The organism is Mesorhizobium sp. M0816 (genome assembly GCF_040320005.1).
Lineage (GTDB): Bacteria > Pseudomonadota > Alphaproteobacteria > Rhizobiales > Rhizobiaceae > Mesorhizobium.
On sequence record NZ_JAMYOT010000067.1, the window covers coordinates 1 to 13514 of the forward strand.

General features: G+C 57.8%; 7 protein-coding genes, 8 pseudogenes and 1 other annotated feature. Of the genes and pseudogenes, 6 read left to right on the forward strand and 9 right to left on the reverse strand.

Translation table 11 applies throughout. The features are described from left to right. Positions 1-143 precede the first annotated feature (143 nt). Positions 144-884 (forward strand): annotated as a pseudogene (locus tag NKI17_RS36140) (transposase). A 476-nt stretch (positions 885-1360) separates the two neighbouring features. On the opposite strand, the gene NKI17_RS36145 reads toward NKI17_RS36140, so the two are convergent. Further along, positions 1361-2050: a RolB family protein gene (locus NKI17_RS36145; protein ID WP_352873170.1), complete on the reverse strand. Its 690-nt coding sequence runs from the start codon at positions 2048-2050 to the stop codon at positions 1361-1363. Positions 2051-3403: 1353 nt separating this feature from the next. Between NKI17_RS36145 and NKI17_RS36150 the strand changes: the two genes are divergently transcribed. Together NKI17_RS36150 and NKI17_RS36155 are read left to right on the forward strand one after the other, a co-directional pair. Beyond that, positions 3404-4528 (forward strand): IS5 family transposase, encoded by a 1125-nt coding sequence (locus NKI17_RS36150; protein WP_352907872.1) that lies wholly within the window; start codon positions 3404-3406, stop codon positions 4526-4528. Position 4529: 1 nt separating this feature from the next. Next, positions 4530-4871: a hypothetical protein gene (locus NKI17_RS36155; protein WP_352907873.1), complete on the forward strand. Its 342-nt coding sequence runs from the start codon at positions 4530-4532 to the stop codon at positions 4869-4871. 209 nt (positions 4872-5080) lie between these two features. On the opposite strand, the gene NKI17_RS36160 is transcribed toward NKI17_RS36155, so the two are convergent. The 3 genes and pseudogenes from NKI17_RS36160 to NKI17_RS36170 all read right to left on the reverse strand — a co-directional run. After that, positions 5081-6280 (reverse strand): hypothetical protein, encoded by a 1200-nt coding sequence (locus NKI17_RS36160; protein WP_352873174.1) that lies wholly within the window; start codon positions 6278-6280, stop codon positions 5081-5083. A gap of 211 nt (positions 6281-6491) precedes the next feature. Next, a pseudogene (locus NKI17_RS36165) lies at positions 6492-7456 on the reverse strand (IS3 family transposase); the annotation flags it as partial. Continuing rightward, positions 7056-7172, reverse strand: a sequence feature (AL1L pseudoknot). It overlaps the preceding pseudogene by 117 nt. A 1094-nt stretch (positions 7457-8550) precedes the next feature. Continuing rightward, positions 8551-8785 (reverse strand): annotated as a pseudogene (locus tag NKI17_RS36170) (IS6 family transposase); the annotation flags it as partial. Between the two features lie 98 nt (positions 8786-8883). Here NKI17_RS36170 and NKI17_RS36175 point away from each other — a divergent pair. After that, positions 8884-9168 (forward strand): annotated as a pseudogene (locus NKI17_RS36175) (site-specific integrase); the annotation flags it as partial. Positions 9169-9178: 10 nt separating this feature from the next. Here the strand turns inward: NKI17_RS36175 and NKI17_RS36180 are convergent. From NKI17_RS36180 to NKI17_RS36195, 4 genes and pseudogenes are all read right to left on the reverse strand, one after another. Continuing rightward, positions 9179-9871, reverse strand: coding sequence for a nucleotidyl transferase AbiEii/AbiGii toxin family protein (locus NKI17_RS36180; RefSeq protein ID WP_352873901.1), 693 nt, complete (start codon positions 9869-9871; stop codon positions 9179-9181). Beyond that, a complete protein-coding gene (locus NKI17_RS36185) occupies positions 9871-10122 on the reverse strand; it encodes a hypothetical protein (protein WP_352873902.1) in 252 nt (83 codons plus the stop codon). The genes NKI17_RS36180 and NKI17_RS36185 overlap by 1 nt, the downstream gene beginning before the upstream one ends. Positions 10123-10274: 152 nt before the next feature. Next, positions 10275-10521, reverse strand: a pseudogene (locus tag NKI17_RS36190) (transposase family protein); the annotation flags it as partial. Positions 10522-10798: 277 nt separating this feature from the next. Then, positions 10799-10948, reverse strand: a pseudogene (locus NKI17_RS36195) (IS630 family transposase); the annotation flags it as partial. A gap of 133 nt (positions 10949-11081) precedes the next feature. Here NKI17_RS36195 and NKI17_RS36200 point away from each other — a divergent pair. Further along, positions 11082-12500, forward strand: coding sequence for a hypothetical protein (locus NKI17_RS36200; protein WP_352873903.1), 1419 nt, complete (start codon positions 11082-11084; stop codon positions 12498-12500). Between the two features lie 216 nt (positions 12501-12716). Beyond that, positions 12717-13359: pseudogene (locus tag NKI17_RS36205) on the forward strand (IS6 family transposase). Here NKI17_RS36205 and NKI17_RS37255 read toward each other — a convergent pair. Then, positions 13318-13514, reverse strand: a pseudogene (locus tag NKI17_RS37255) (hypothetical protein); the annotation flags it as partial. The pseudogenes NKI17_RS36205 and NKI17_RS37255 sit on opposite strands and share 42 nt — an antisense overlap.

A 13514-nucleotide genomic window follows, 5' to 3' on the forward strand; every position in this document is an offset into this window, starting at 1 on the left:
ATTCCACATCGACCACGTTCTCACATCACGACAGGAGCAGCCGCCCTCTTCCGGCGTCGGCCGAGACCCCAATCACCCCATCTGTTTTGAAAATCGGCTTGCTATGGGTTCCGTCTGAGGCTGGGTTATTATTCAAGCTGTGGATGTGGACAGAGCAGAGCCGTGGCCGGAAGGCCCAGATTGCCAAGAAGACCAAGCGCTACCCGTCTGATTCGACGGACGAGGAGTGAGAGCAGTTCGCCCCGCTGATGCCCAAGCCTGGGCGTCGCGGGCGTCCGCGCGAAATTGATTTCCGTGAGGTGGTCAACGCGGTGCGCTAGCTGGTCCGCTCCGGTTGCAGTTGGCGGATGCTGCCGATCCATTTCGGACCCTGGCAGACGGTCTACGGCTGGTTCCGCGAATTGGCGCGGCGCTTTCTGTTTCAGACCATCCACGACGTGGCGCTGATGCTGGATCGCGAGCGAGCTGGGCGTCCCACGGCTGGCGTGATCGACAGCCAGTCGTTCAAGGCTCCGCAAGCTGAAACAAGGGGTTACGAGGCCGGCAAGAAGATCTTCGGCCGCAAGCGACACATTGCCCTCGATACGGATGGGCGGCTGTTCATGGTCAACCTCACCACCCCGTCGCCGACGGCGCTTATGACCGGCTGAAGCTCATGGACAAAGCCACCTATCTCGACTTCGTGGTCGAGATCAGCCGTCGATCCGACGCCCAGAAGGGCTTCGAAGTCTTGCCCCAGCCGCCGGGTCGTCGAGCGGACCTTCGGCTGGGTGACCCGATAGTGCCGCCTCGTGCGCGACTACGAGCAGCGCATCGACGTCTCCCACGCCATGATCCTTGTCGCAATGGGCGGCAATCTCATCCGCCGAAACGCTCATCCGTGATTTTCAAAACGGACTCTGAGGTAACAGGGGCCGCCGCGATTTCGCCAAATTTGGCGCCTGCTGACGCAGACAACTTATGCAAGATAGAAAAATCACATTGTTCAAATAACCCGGATTTATTGAATTTCAAATAACGTTACATCGCAAGAGACACGCCTTCGAAGAAGACACCATGAGCGACAATACAATAGACACGAGCGCTCAACATCCACACCTTTAGACACGACGCTTACTCACACCACACATGACAGACTGCACACATAATTAGCAATACAGACATTATCCTGGAACCAAGATCTGCAAAAGAGAAATGACTGGAATACAGTGCAATAAAGACGAGAGGTGGTCGCAAAACACACACAGGGGACATGTTGAAAACGCCATACGGCGAAGCTGACAGACCCTCAAACAGGAACGTCGATCCGTACAGAAGGCGAAATCTGGTGGGGCCCAGCGCTCTATCCCTGGAGAGATACTCAACGGTCGTCAAGCAGCACCTTCGTGACAGCCACCACGTCAAATGAGCCGAACCGCGTCCGTTTGAAAATGTCGTCATCTTCATCATAAACGATAAACTCGGCATCGGGAATGACGACGCAACCTGCAATGTCGCTCCTCTCGACTTTCGTGCATCCGACAGCATGATACTTGCGCACTATGTCATCCTTGCTATCATAACCCTCCGGCGGAATATCCACTACGAGCAGTTTGACACTGTCATCATGGTCGACAAAGCGCATGTAGTCCGGAATGTAACTTAGGCTTCGCTTTCGTCGGCATTCTTGTGCCGAGAATAGTGGCATATAGGTGTATAGTACCCTTCTCACCTCGCGCGCGCCGTCTGAGTTGAGGTCCGTCATGATTCGCTCTAGGTTGTTGGTCTTGGTCGGGTCATTGAGGCATGGATAAGTATAGAATTCATCTAGTACTTCTTCTGGAAGGTCGTCGTAGGCCTTCTCGGTCTTCCCCATCCACGCATCATCGTGTTCAGGGTCAATCCCATGAGCTTCCGCGACTGCTCTAGCCCAATCACGTTGGCTCGGACACAGGGCGTTGTTGATGAAATTATTGTATTTGCTCGTCTGGGTCCGAATGTGCTCTCCTAAGTCTTCGGGGTCGGTGTGGGGAGCAATGAACCATGGGCGATCGTACGGAGGAAGAGACATCGTGAACGAAGGTGCAAGGTGGCGGCAGATGATGGAGAAGGTTTAGTTGCGTTGTGATTGACGAAAGATAAAGTAACGACTTTAAATAGCATGCGGGTTTACGCGGCACGGATCGCTTTCGGCCTTTACTAAAGATTACATCCACCAAGAATGTGCTCTCCCGCGAGTCTGGCCCTTTCGGCATTAACGGGTCCCTGTCACTTTCTAGTTCGCTGCGCGAGTGAGTATTTGGTCCCTCACTACACAGAACGCTAACAGCGGGCCGAAATCGAAAACCTCTTGCCTTCTGCGAAAAGCCATCAAATGTCCTCGTCTAAAGCATGGTCCAATGAGAAAGAATGACCCCAGTGGCCTGCAAAGAGTGTTGTCCATTCCCTTATACGAGGTCGTGTTTCTGTCACCCTCGCCCAAAGAATCAAGAAGCCGAAACGGTTCTTCCCTTTTCTCTTTCTATCGTGCTGATGAACTTGATCGAATCCCGCAGGATTATGTACGCATTGCGTATTAGCGTTCCGAAAGAGAATGTTTCCCTAACCTACTACTATATGGCTGAGCAGAATGCCCGCACTGCTTTGCAAATATGAACTTTGGCGACCTCACTCGCCTGAGCTCGGCCCAACCTCCGGACGACCCTCCGGCTACCTGCAGTCCCCTCGGGCTCGACTGGTCCGTCGCTCTCGTGAACGAAACCCCACCCCCCGTTGGACGTGGTGGCATGGGGGCACGCAGTGTAACTCCTCCGTCTATCGGACCGGCGTTTGTTTGTGGTGCTGTGTCGTTGTTGTTTTTGTATTGTTGTTTGTTCTGTGTGCTCTTAACGTCGTATTAAAGACCGTCATATTCGATGGGTTTTATGTAATGATGTGTCGTAAATAAAATCGGTCCTTTTAAATCAACCGAAGCATGTACTTAGCGATGAGCGTGCTGTTTTGTTTATACAAATCTTGTGGCAATTTGCCATCACGCTCTTACAACACGATTTAACGTCTTAATGGGAGCACAGAAATTATCGAAAAGAGATGACGCAGTGAGTCTTTAATATAGACCAATCGATTTGATAGGTATTGGCCTCCTCGCGATCCCTGGGTTCCGTGATGTGTGGTACTCGCTGTTCCGTGGGCCTGTTCCGTTTTCGATATATTCTACTGTGAATATCCTAATGTAAATATCGCTAGACCGTCGTCTAATAGCGAGATTTGCAAGCGCCTTTTTGGTGCGGGAGGTTGTTTGCCGGGAGCACGGTCGTCTACGCGGTCGACATGGGCCGCCGCATCATAGGGCTCCGCGGGATGGTCCTTCCAATGTATGTCTCGCACGCTCCGAGCAAACTCGTGGCGCAACGCTCTTAACGGAATGGACCAGCGTCGGTCCCGGCAGGGACTCCTCGACGATCGAACTGGCGAACTGTTCAGCTATGTTGACCTTGAGGCGCGGGTGAGGCGCAATCATCCGTTGCGGGCGATCCGGTTAATCGTGAGCGAGGCGCTGTCGGCGCTGGAGCGTGAGTTCGCAGCGCTGTACTCGCCGATCGGACGGCCGTCGATCCCGCCGGAGAAGCTGCTGCGGGCAATGCTATTGCAGGCGTTCTATTCGATCCGCTCGGAGCGGCTTTTGATGGAGCGGCTGGAATACGACCTCCTGTTCCGCTGGTTTGTGGGCATCGGCGTGGACGACGCAGCCTGGGATCATTCGGTGTTCTCCAAGAACCGTGACCGGCTGCTGGAGGGCGACATCGCTGCAAAGTTCCTGAGCGCGGCGCTGGCGCAGCCCAAGGTCAAGAGGCTTCTGTCGACGGATCACTTCTCGGTCGACGGGACGCTGATCGAGGCCTGGGCGTCGATGAAGAGCGTCAAGCCGAAGGACGGCCCAAGCGGTGGTCATGGCGAGCCGCCGGCTCAAGGCGGCGGGCGCAACACCGAAGCGGATTTCCATGGCCAGAGGCGATCGAACGAGACGCATGCCTCGACCACCGATCCCGACGCCAGGCTCTACCGCAAGGGGCGGGGCAAGGAGGCCAAGCTGTGCTTCATGGGACATGGGCTGATGGAGAACCGCCACGGCCTGCTGGTCGAAGCCTGCCTGACGTTGGCCGACGGGCATGCCGAGCGGGTGGCGGCACTGCACATGGTCGAGCCTCGCGCCGACCGACCGCAGGCGATCACGCTCGGTGCCGACAAGGCCTACGATGCGGAGGACTTCGTCAACGAACTGCGTTCGATGAAGGTGACGCCGCATGTGGCGCAGAACACCAGCGGCCGTAGTTCGGCCATCGACGGGCGCACCACCCGGCATAGCGGCTATGCTGTCAGTCAGCGTATTCGCAAGCGCATTGAAGAAGCGTTCGGCTGGATCAAGACGGTCGCCGGTCAGCGCCAAACCAAGTTCCGCGGCCGCGACCGCGTCGGATGGGCCTTCACCTTCGCTGCCGCTGCCTACAATCTGGTGCGGCTGCCGAAGCTCATCGCTGGGACCAACTGACATGGCCAAGGTTCCAGCCATCGCCAAGGCCTTTGCCGGTCGCTGGCGTATCGTCGAAATGGATGTCTGGGACAACGATTTCCTCGATCTCGTCGAAGAGGCGCATCTGACGTTCAAAGGCGCGGCGGACGGCGAGATCGGCTTCGGTGCTCTCAAAGGCTTCCTTGATGTCCGCTACGGCGCGCGAGACGGCTCGGCCTGCGCGGAATTCTCGTGGGAGGGTCACGACGAAAGCGATCCCGCTTGCGGTCGCGGATGGGCGATGATCGGCACCGCAGGTCGCCTCGTCGGCCACTACATCCACAATGCCGACGATTCAGGCTTCGTCTGCGTGCGCGCCTGACTTCTTCAACAGCCTGCTAGGCGTTACGGGATCTGATGAACTCTGGACTTGTGAATATAGGCCCGAAAGATCTTTGGGCGGTTTTGACCCCGGGCACGATCGCTACCGGAAAGATCACGCTTTATCGACACGGGTTCCCTGTCATCGGAGTCAAGGCGCGACATGATCACTCCCTTCTTTTCCAGCGCCGTGTGGAGCCACCATAAGGTTCAATAATCTGGTCCGGCGCCGCGGGTTCGCTCACGCTCCCGCAAGCCCCGTCGAGTGCCTTCCAATTCACCGCTCCCATCATGCACTGCGCTCGATTCCGGCGCGGAGGAGGATTCTTGCAAGGATGTGCCTTCTGGCTGATGAGGGCTAGCTGTCAGAGGATCAATAGCCAGCTTCTCCTCGTCATTTACCCAATCGTCGCTAGGATTAGTTGCAGTTCGGGTCTCGGGGACTCCCCCGATTGCACGCCTTTTCCGCACCGGCCCGTAATCGTCCTCTGCGTCGAATAGACCAGAAGAGCGGTTGCGCGCATTCGATCGATGCGGGCTTCCAGGAAAGGCATTGCCGTCGGGAGACGTTTCGTCTCTACTAGGCGAGGCCGTTCGGCTGCTTGAGCCGTCGGATTCAGCTAGGGGCGAGGGTGCAGACAGCGACTCGAAGAACGGGTCATCCTCAAACGCGCGTTTTGCTCTTTCCGCCTCGTCCGCCCGCCTTTCCTGGGCCTCACGGTCGACTCGCGTGAGCGTTCGATCCGGCTGTGCCCTTTCCAGGTGAGAAGAAAGCAAACTGATGTTGCGCTCGATATATATCTCCCCAAGCCGCCACCCCACCTCGTCTTCCGACCGGTCATGGAACAAGTGGTCTATCGTGCGCAGGCGCTCTCTGATTTCCTCATACAAATTCCCGAGCTCATCGGTCAACTCCCTAGCCTGCCCAGCCGTGAATGGAATGTTCGGGCGTAGCCTCCGGCGCTCGCCTGCTTCTCGCGCCCGAAGGAACCCAAGCAACTCCTTAGAATTGCCAACCGCATTCAATCGGTCAGCGATTGCTTGATTGTCATCAGTCAGGTAGCCCCCCTGGTGAGAGGGAGAGGAGGGGGCAAATTTCTCGGCCTTCTCAATCAGCACGCGGCGGCGATTGAGTGTCTGCCGGCCCGGCTCAATGTGCCGATCAATGATCAGACCGACAGCGCTGAAACGAGCCTGAACCTCCGGAGAAAAGACCGCCGGTTCACGACTGAACATCCGTTCGGCAATGCACTCCGCGGTATAGCCGACCGCCCGTTCTCGGGCTGCGATGGCTTCATCACGATGTAAAATTGAATTAGTGCGGTTAGCCCGATACTGCTTCAACCGGGCCAGATTCGCAAGTACGATGAAGGTATCCAGGCTCGCGTTCGCTGAAAACTCGGTGATCATACTGATCTCGTCTCCTCATTTGCTAACCAGACGGACTGACGTTTATCCGACAAACCTTATAACTGATGATTACTCGTACTTAGCAGTGCTGCATACTTGCGATGACACTTGTCTCACAAGTTGAATTATTCGGGACTTCGGTCGGTTGGTCGCGCTATATCCGCTTCATTGTTAGATTTCCCGACCGGGCGAGTGGCAGCCACTTTGCTCAAACGCGCTCGGTGTATCGAATGCTGACGTATTGGCTGCCTCTATCGCTATGGTGCACGAGCCCACCGCGATGGATCGGCCGCCGATCGTGTAATGCCTGTTCCAGGGCATCGAGAACGAAGGCTGCATGCGCCGTCCGGCTCACCCGCCAGCCGACGATCCGGCGGGCATAGGTGTCGATGACGAAAGCCACGTAGACGAAGCCGGTCCAGGTCGCGACATAAGTGAAGTCGGAGACCCACAGCATGTTCGGCGCCGGAGCATGGAACTGGCGGTTGACGTGGTCGAGAGGGCAAGGTGCAGCCTTGTCGCTCACCGTGGTGCGGATCGGCTTGCCGCGGATGATGCCCTCAAGACCCATCACCCGCATCAGCCGCGCCACCGTGCATCTGGCGACATCGAAGCCCTCGCGCTGTAACTGCCGCCAGACCTTGCGAACGCCGTAGACGCGGAAATTCGCATCGAACACGCGTCGGACCTCGTCCTTCAAGGCGGCGTCGGATTTCGCGCGAGCCGATAGCCTGGTGGGATCAGCCCGCTTCGCGACATGGTCGTGGTAGGTCGACGGGGCGATCGGCAGCACCTTGCAAATCGGCTCGACCCCATGCGCCTGCCGGTGATCGTCGATGAACGCGATCATGGCCTGAACCGGCGGTCGAGCTCCGCCTGGGCAAAATACGCGCTCGCCTTGCGCAGGATCTCATTGGCCTGTCGAAGCTCGCGGTTCTCGCGTTCCAGAGCCTTCAGTTTCGTCGCAACATCCGTGGGAACTCCGGCGCGCACGCCGCTGCCACGCTCGGCTTTCTTCACCCACTCATGCAGCGTCTGCGCCGTGCAGCCGATCTTGGCGGCGATCGATGAAACCGCCGCCCACCGCGACGTATGCTCGCCTTCGTGATCCAAAACCAGCCGAACCGCGCGGGTCCGGACCTCGGGAGAGAACTTGTTGGTCGTCTTGCTTGTCATGGCTCCACCTTCTCAGGAGTTGGAGCCTCCGATCAACCCGGGGCGGTTCAGTGAGCCCGAAAAGCCGCGTTTTCGTCATCCGGAGGGCCAACCTCTACAAAGCGTCGCCGGGGTGATGCTATACTATGCATGATGAAAACTCCGGCGTTTCTACTGCCCATGCCTAACACCCAGGAGCGACCAGCTGAACCAATATCGCGTTACCTTCATAACTTGACCGTTTATATGGAGTTCTCTGATCGCGGGGCTGATTGCCGGCTCTGCGGATTGGTCATCGTATCACGCGATCGCACAGGCCAGAGCACCTGGCGCAGTCCCAAGCGCGGCGGAAGGGGTGTATGCGAGCAGCGGCCGTTCAGCTCTGGTTGCTCACTGGCATGAGGGCATCGATGTCGCAGTTGCGCAGCCATCGGCGATGCGTCAACGGTTTGGGTGACCAGGCGTGTGGATCGACCTGGTTCATCTTGCGGTTTATGCCGACTGCCGAACTATGTCGAGCGGCAAACTTTGTTCATCACTTGGCCGCAGCTGGATGAGCATCTCCGTCAGTCGACGTGGCCTGCTGCCAACGTGAAGGAGAGGACGCATGAGCACGGGTGATTATCTGCAACACAGCATCCTGTATCGGAAGCAGATTCATGGCCTCTCGAGTTTTTCAAAGATTTACGCGACGAGATTGTGGGGCGAAGGCTTCGCTCGGCCTTGCACCTAGTGGTTTACGCCTGACATAAGAGTCCTCTCTGATTGGGGTCGTTGTGGTCAATGTGCTCCTGGCACTTTTTCTCGGACCGTTCCGCGGGTCACTCGCTACTCTTCGCGGTCGGCGCTTGGGGCCGCCGCATGATGGGGTCAGGAGAGCGAGACGTCTCAATCTGGATCACGACCTTGCGAACCTTGGTTCGGCAGGTTCAGGACTCTCAACGAGATCGCCTCGCCCATCGTCCCCACGGAACGATCCGGGCACGCCCTTTCGGGCGAAAGCTTTGTTCGTGTTCCTTGCTCCTTTGATCTGTCTCGGGTCACGATGCCAGTGCGGCAGGCTCCTTTCCAAAGCGGAACTCGGTTGCGTCGGCCCACATGCGGTGCAGTATGACGACGGCGCGCCAGAGACAGTGCTTCTTGCCGCGGATCGAAACGACGGCCTCGTCGAGATGCCACTTGTCACCCAGCCGACCCGCTGAGCGGCGGCGGATCTCGCTGGCAAAGGCCCGCCCGAATTTCTCTGCCCAAAGCCGGACTGTCTGATGCGAGACAATAATCCCTCGTGCCGCCAGCAAGTCCTCGACCATTCGCAACACGGAAATAGAGCCAGACAGCATGGGCGATGATCTCGGCGGGAAAACGGTGGCGGCGCTAGAGTGGGTCACGCTCTGTCATAGCCCGTCATCGCACATCGGTATCCAAGCTTCGTTAAGTTGACGATGCCTTTGAGAGGCCTCCGGGACCGCGCCATCCTGCTCCTGGGTTTTTCGGGCGGGTTGCGCCGTTCGGATCGTCGGTCTCGACGTCGCCCGCGACGACAAGAGCGACGGCGCCGGCTGGATCGAGATTTTTTTCCGACAAGGGGGTTCTGGTGACGCTGCGCTGCAAGACCGGCTGGCGCGAGGTCGAGGTCGGCCGCGGCTTCCAGCGACCTCTCCTGCCCCGTCGTGGCACTCGAAACCTGGATCAGGCTCGGGCGCATCGCGAGAGGCCCCCTCTTCCGCCGGCTGCCGGCGTTGGTCAGGATGATGTCGCTGGCGACAGCACCTCTTCGAGCAGGGCTGTTGCAATGGCAAGGCTATCAGCTGCCATCTCCTCGTAGTCTGGCATGATCATGAGCTGTGCGATCGTCCGTCTGACGAACTCCGGATTCAGCTCTGCAAGCCGCTCCCTTGTTCGAGCGACACGATCCGGAAATGCCCGGAGGGCACCGACAACACCGGCTCGATGCGATCGCGCGGCGGCTGCGATATCGAAGATGTCCCGCGGTCTGGCCTCCGCGCCTCGGTAATAAACCTTCTTGGCAATGATCTCGGGAATGGTCTCAAGCCATACCGAACGACCTTCTACCTCTCGCTTTTCGAAAGGTATACCGGTCAAGGCCCCGGCCACGATGAAGTCAATCTCGCCCAGGCCCTCGAACGCGAATTTCTGAAACCTCGTCCCGTCGCCGTCATATGCGGCAGGACCCGTGCTGAAGCTCAGTTGGCTCTTGGACGGGTCAATGAAGCCGAGTAGCTGAGGGTCGTCGAGGAAGATATCGACGTCGTGGCTTTCGCGATGGTTGATCTGGATCATCATCGCCGTGCCGCCGCCAAACGACCATTCGAATTCAAAACCTCCGGCCTTCTCCCGGAGCTGGTCGATCAGATCGGCAGCAATGGCGAAAAGCCGCCGCCATTCGGACGGTCGACGGCTATGGACCTCGATCATCAGGCAGCGAGTTGATAGGTCTCGCCGGACCAGGCAGAGAAATGGGCAGCGAAAGCCTTCAGATCATCGACCGCTATCTGGTGCGCGGCGGCGAACTCCATCTGCTGCTCGAACGGCACCTCTCCAAGGAAGGCACTGACCTGCCCAGGATACTGCTTCGCCAGATCTAGATCCGAAAGACAATGAGCCAGCGCCACGCCGTCGAGCTGTTCGCTGTAGGGCGCGTTCACTGTCGTCAGAACCAAGGCCATATGCTCACTCATAGTCATGCAAAATAGTCAATTCGTGGATGGGGCACAAGCTGCGAGACTCGGGCACTGCAAATGGCTCGGGAGGCTAACAATCGAGCTACAGAAGCGCGCGGGCTCGAACAGCATTCGGCCGGCTGCGAACCGATCTACATCCATTGGCCTCGAACCTTGATGTAGGTTTCGTCCATGTGCCATTTTCCAGTGACGCTCCGCTTGCGCCGGTTGAAGCGTTCAAGCAGCAGAGGCGAAAAATGCACGACCCAGCGGTGGACAGTGGTCGACGTGAATGCCGCGCTCGGCCATCATCTCTTCCAGATCGCGCAGGCTGAGATTGTAGGCAAGATACCAGCGAACGCACAGCAGGATCACGGATCGATCAAAATGGCGGCCTTTGAACATGACAAACTCCCGGAAAAAGAGCAAGCGTCATGCAGCAAATGACCTTTCCGAAAAGTTTGCGACAGAACCCTGGATGCTCGCTGTGCTCTTTGCAGAGCGGCGATGCCGGGCATATCGGCCGATCCTGTCTAGTGGATTGATCGAAACACAAGCGTCCGATTTTGGATTCCTTTTCGGCATAGGGTGTGAGACGATAACGCATGCGTACAGGGATCACATTTGAAGTTTCCGCCGCGGACCGGGGTCCGCTTTGATTTGCGAGGTGGTGAATGCCCGCAATGATGGCGACCGCTCCCAGACCCTCGCCGCTCATCAAGATGAGCTTCGCCCGCCACACGTGCTTTTGTGGCGAGCTGCCTGCCGAAACGATCGCGTTCAGCCGAACAGGGTCGGCAGCCGAAACCTCGAATGTGATACCTGTACGCATTCAACATGAGTTGCATCTCAATCAATCCACTAGCAAGGTATGGATTTCGTTGAACGCTTTTCGAATCCGACTCTAAATGGGTAAAGCCAGAACAGATTTACGGACCGCTGATCGAAACAGACGGGAGACTTAAATGGTGGATTCGTCCGGCGCAACAGACCCTCTCAACATCGGCAATCTGCCAGATGATATGCTGAGAGAGACATTCAAGCGGGCAGTCAAGCAAGCCGACAGCGTCGCAGCTTCCCAGAGAAGCATCAATGCGTTGCGCAATGTCAATCAGAAGTTCCGAGCAGTTGTTGATAGCGAGTTTCGCGAGGAAACACGATCCGCTCGTTTCAAAGAGGCCATAATTGACGCGGGTAATTCAGCTGGGACTAGAACTGCAAATGACATCATCATCTATCATGACGTGGACGGTCTGGCCACGAAGTACCGTATCAAAAAGTTAGCCGCGGAGCGCGACATCAATGCCGGAATGAATCCCCCTGCCGCCATTGAGCGCCATGACGTGGACGATCCGGTCGCGCAGAACATGCTCAAAGAGCACGCTGCGTTGCGCGACATCAATGCCGGAATGGATCCCCATGCCGTCATTGAGCGCCATGACGTGGACGATCCGGTCGCGCAGAACATGCTCAAAGAGCACGCCGCGATGCGCGACATCAACATGGTTGCCGGTACAGTCGTCAAGCCCCATCCCCTTGTTGCCGCCGGAAAAGTTGCGACACGCGCAATTCGTGGCTTCTTTTTGGCAACAGGACGGCGCATCAGGAACCTAGGCTCCGCGGGTAGGCTGCAAGCCGCGATGCGCGATATCAACGCCGATCCCGAGATAGTTGCCGGTACCGTTATCGAGCGCAATGGCGTGGACGATCCAGTCGCGAAGAACAAGATCAAAGAGTACGCCGCGATGCGCGACATCATGGCTGGCGTGGTTGCCGGTACCGCTATCGAGCGCAATGGCGTGGACGATCCCGTCGCGAAGAACACGCTAAAAGAGCACGCCGCAGTGCGCGACATCGAGGTTGGCATGGTTGCCGGTGCTGCTATCGAGCGCAATGGCGTGAACGATCCGCATGCGCGGGACCGTATCGAATTGCGCGCCGCGGTGCGCGACATCAAGGTTGGCATAGTTGCCGGTACCGCTATCGGGCGCAACGACGTGCACAATCCACTCACGCAGGACCGTATCAAATGGTATGGCGCGGAGAGCGACATCAAGGGTGGCGTGGTTGCCGGTAATGCTATCGAGCGCAATGGTCTGAACGATCCGGTCGCGAAGAACACGCTCAAAGAGCTCGCCGCAGTGCGCGCCATCAACGCCGGCGTGGTTGCCCGTATCGCCTTCGAGCGCCATGGCGTGGACAATCAGGACACGCGGGACCGTATCAAAGAGCAGGCCTTGAAACGCGACATCGGCGCCGGCATGTCTGCCGCTATCGCCCAGGAGCGCCATAATTTAAATCCGTGCACTCTGAACAGCAGCAACCTCTACACCACCAGGGGGCTGGATGAACGTTCTCGTCAGGAGGAAGGACGTGAGCTCTGATCTTTGGACCAAATGCCGGCAACACTTCCACCGGCGATGTCACGTTATCAGGAGCTTAGACCAATTCTCATCATTTTGAGGGATTGGGGAATGCGCCCATTCGCGCAGGCCGATAGACAGGCATCGTCAACTTAACGAAGCTTGGATACCGATGTGCGATGACGGGCTATGACAGAGCGTGACCCACTCTAGCGCCGCCACCGTTTTCCCGCCGAGATCATCGCCCATGCTGTCTGGCTCTATTTCCGTGTTGCGAATGGTCGAGGACTTGCTGGCGGCACGAGGGATTATTGTCTCGCATCAGACAGTCCGGCTTTGGGCAGAGAAATTCGGGCGGGCCTTTGCCAGCGAGATCCGCCGCCGCTCAGCGGGTCGGCTGGGTGACAAGTGGCATCTCGACGAGGCCGTCGTTTCGATCCGCGGCAAGAAGCACTGTCTCTGGCGCGCCGTCGATCAGGACGGTTTCGTCCTGGAGGTTCTGGTGCAAAGTCGTCGCAATGCCAAGGCGGCCAAGCGTCTGATGCGCAAGCTGTTGAAGGGCCAAGGCCGCGCGCCGCGCGTGATGATCACCGACAAGCTTCGGTCTTACGACGCTGCAAAGCGAGAGATCATGCCGGGTGTCGATCACCGTTCGCATAAAGGCTTGAACAATCGGGCGGAGAATTCCCATCAGCCAGTCCGGCGACGGGAACGGATCATGAAACGCTTCAAGTCACAACGCCATTTGCAGCGCTTCGTCTCCACTCATGATCCGGTTGCCAACCTGTTCCACATCCCCCGCCACGAAATCTCCTCCAGCCATCATCGCGAACTGCGTTCACAGGCAATGAACCTGTGGGCAAAAATCGCTCGGGCATGAACCGTCGTGGGGCAAGCGGGCTACGACCGCCTCGCGCTCTTTAGGTTTACGATGCCAATCGCGGCTGTTGCGGGCAAAACGCGATACCTCGCGTGCCGCTACCGCCCCCACCTTGCCAAGGCAGACCTCGGCGACCATCCGGTCAAAACCAGCGC

Excerpts from the sequence above, each read along its gene's own strand:
- NKI17_RS36145 (WP_352873170.1), bottom strand. The coding sequence starts at position 2,050 with ATGTCTCTTCCTCCGTACGATCGCCCATGGTTCATTGCTCCCCACACC.
- NKI17_RS36150 (WP_352907872.1), top strand. The coding sequence starts at position 3,404 with ATGGACCAGCGTCGGTCCCGGCAGGGACTCCTCGACGATCGAACTGGC.
- NKI17_RS36155 (WP_352907873.1), top strand. The coding sequence starts at position 4,530 with ATGGCCAAGGTTCCAGCCATCGCCAAGGCCTTTGCCGGTCGCTGGCGT.
- NKI17_RS36160 (WP_352873174.1), bottom strand. The coding sequence starts at position 6,280 with ATGATCACCGAGTTTTCAGCGAACGCGAGCCTGGATACCTTCATCGTA.
- NKI17_RS36180 (WP_352873901.1), bottom strand. The coding sequence starts at position 9,871 with ATGATCGAGGTCCATAGCCGTCGACCGTCCGAATGGCGGCGGCTTTTC.
- NKI17_RS36185 (WP_352873902.1), bottom strand. The coding sequence starts at position 10,122 with ATGGCCTTGGTTCTGACGACAGTGAACGCGCCCTACAGCGAACAGCTC.
- NKI17_RS36200 (WP_352873903.1), top strand. The coding sequence starts at position 11,082 with ATGGTGGATTCGTCCGGCGCAACAGACCCTCTCAACATCGGCAATCTG.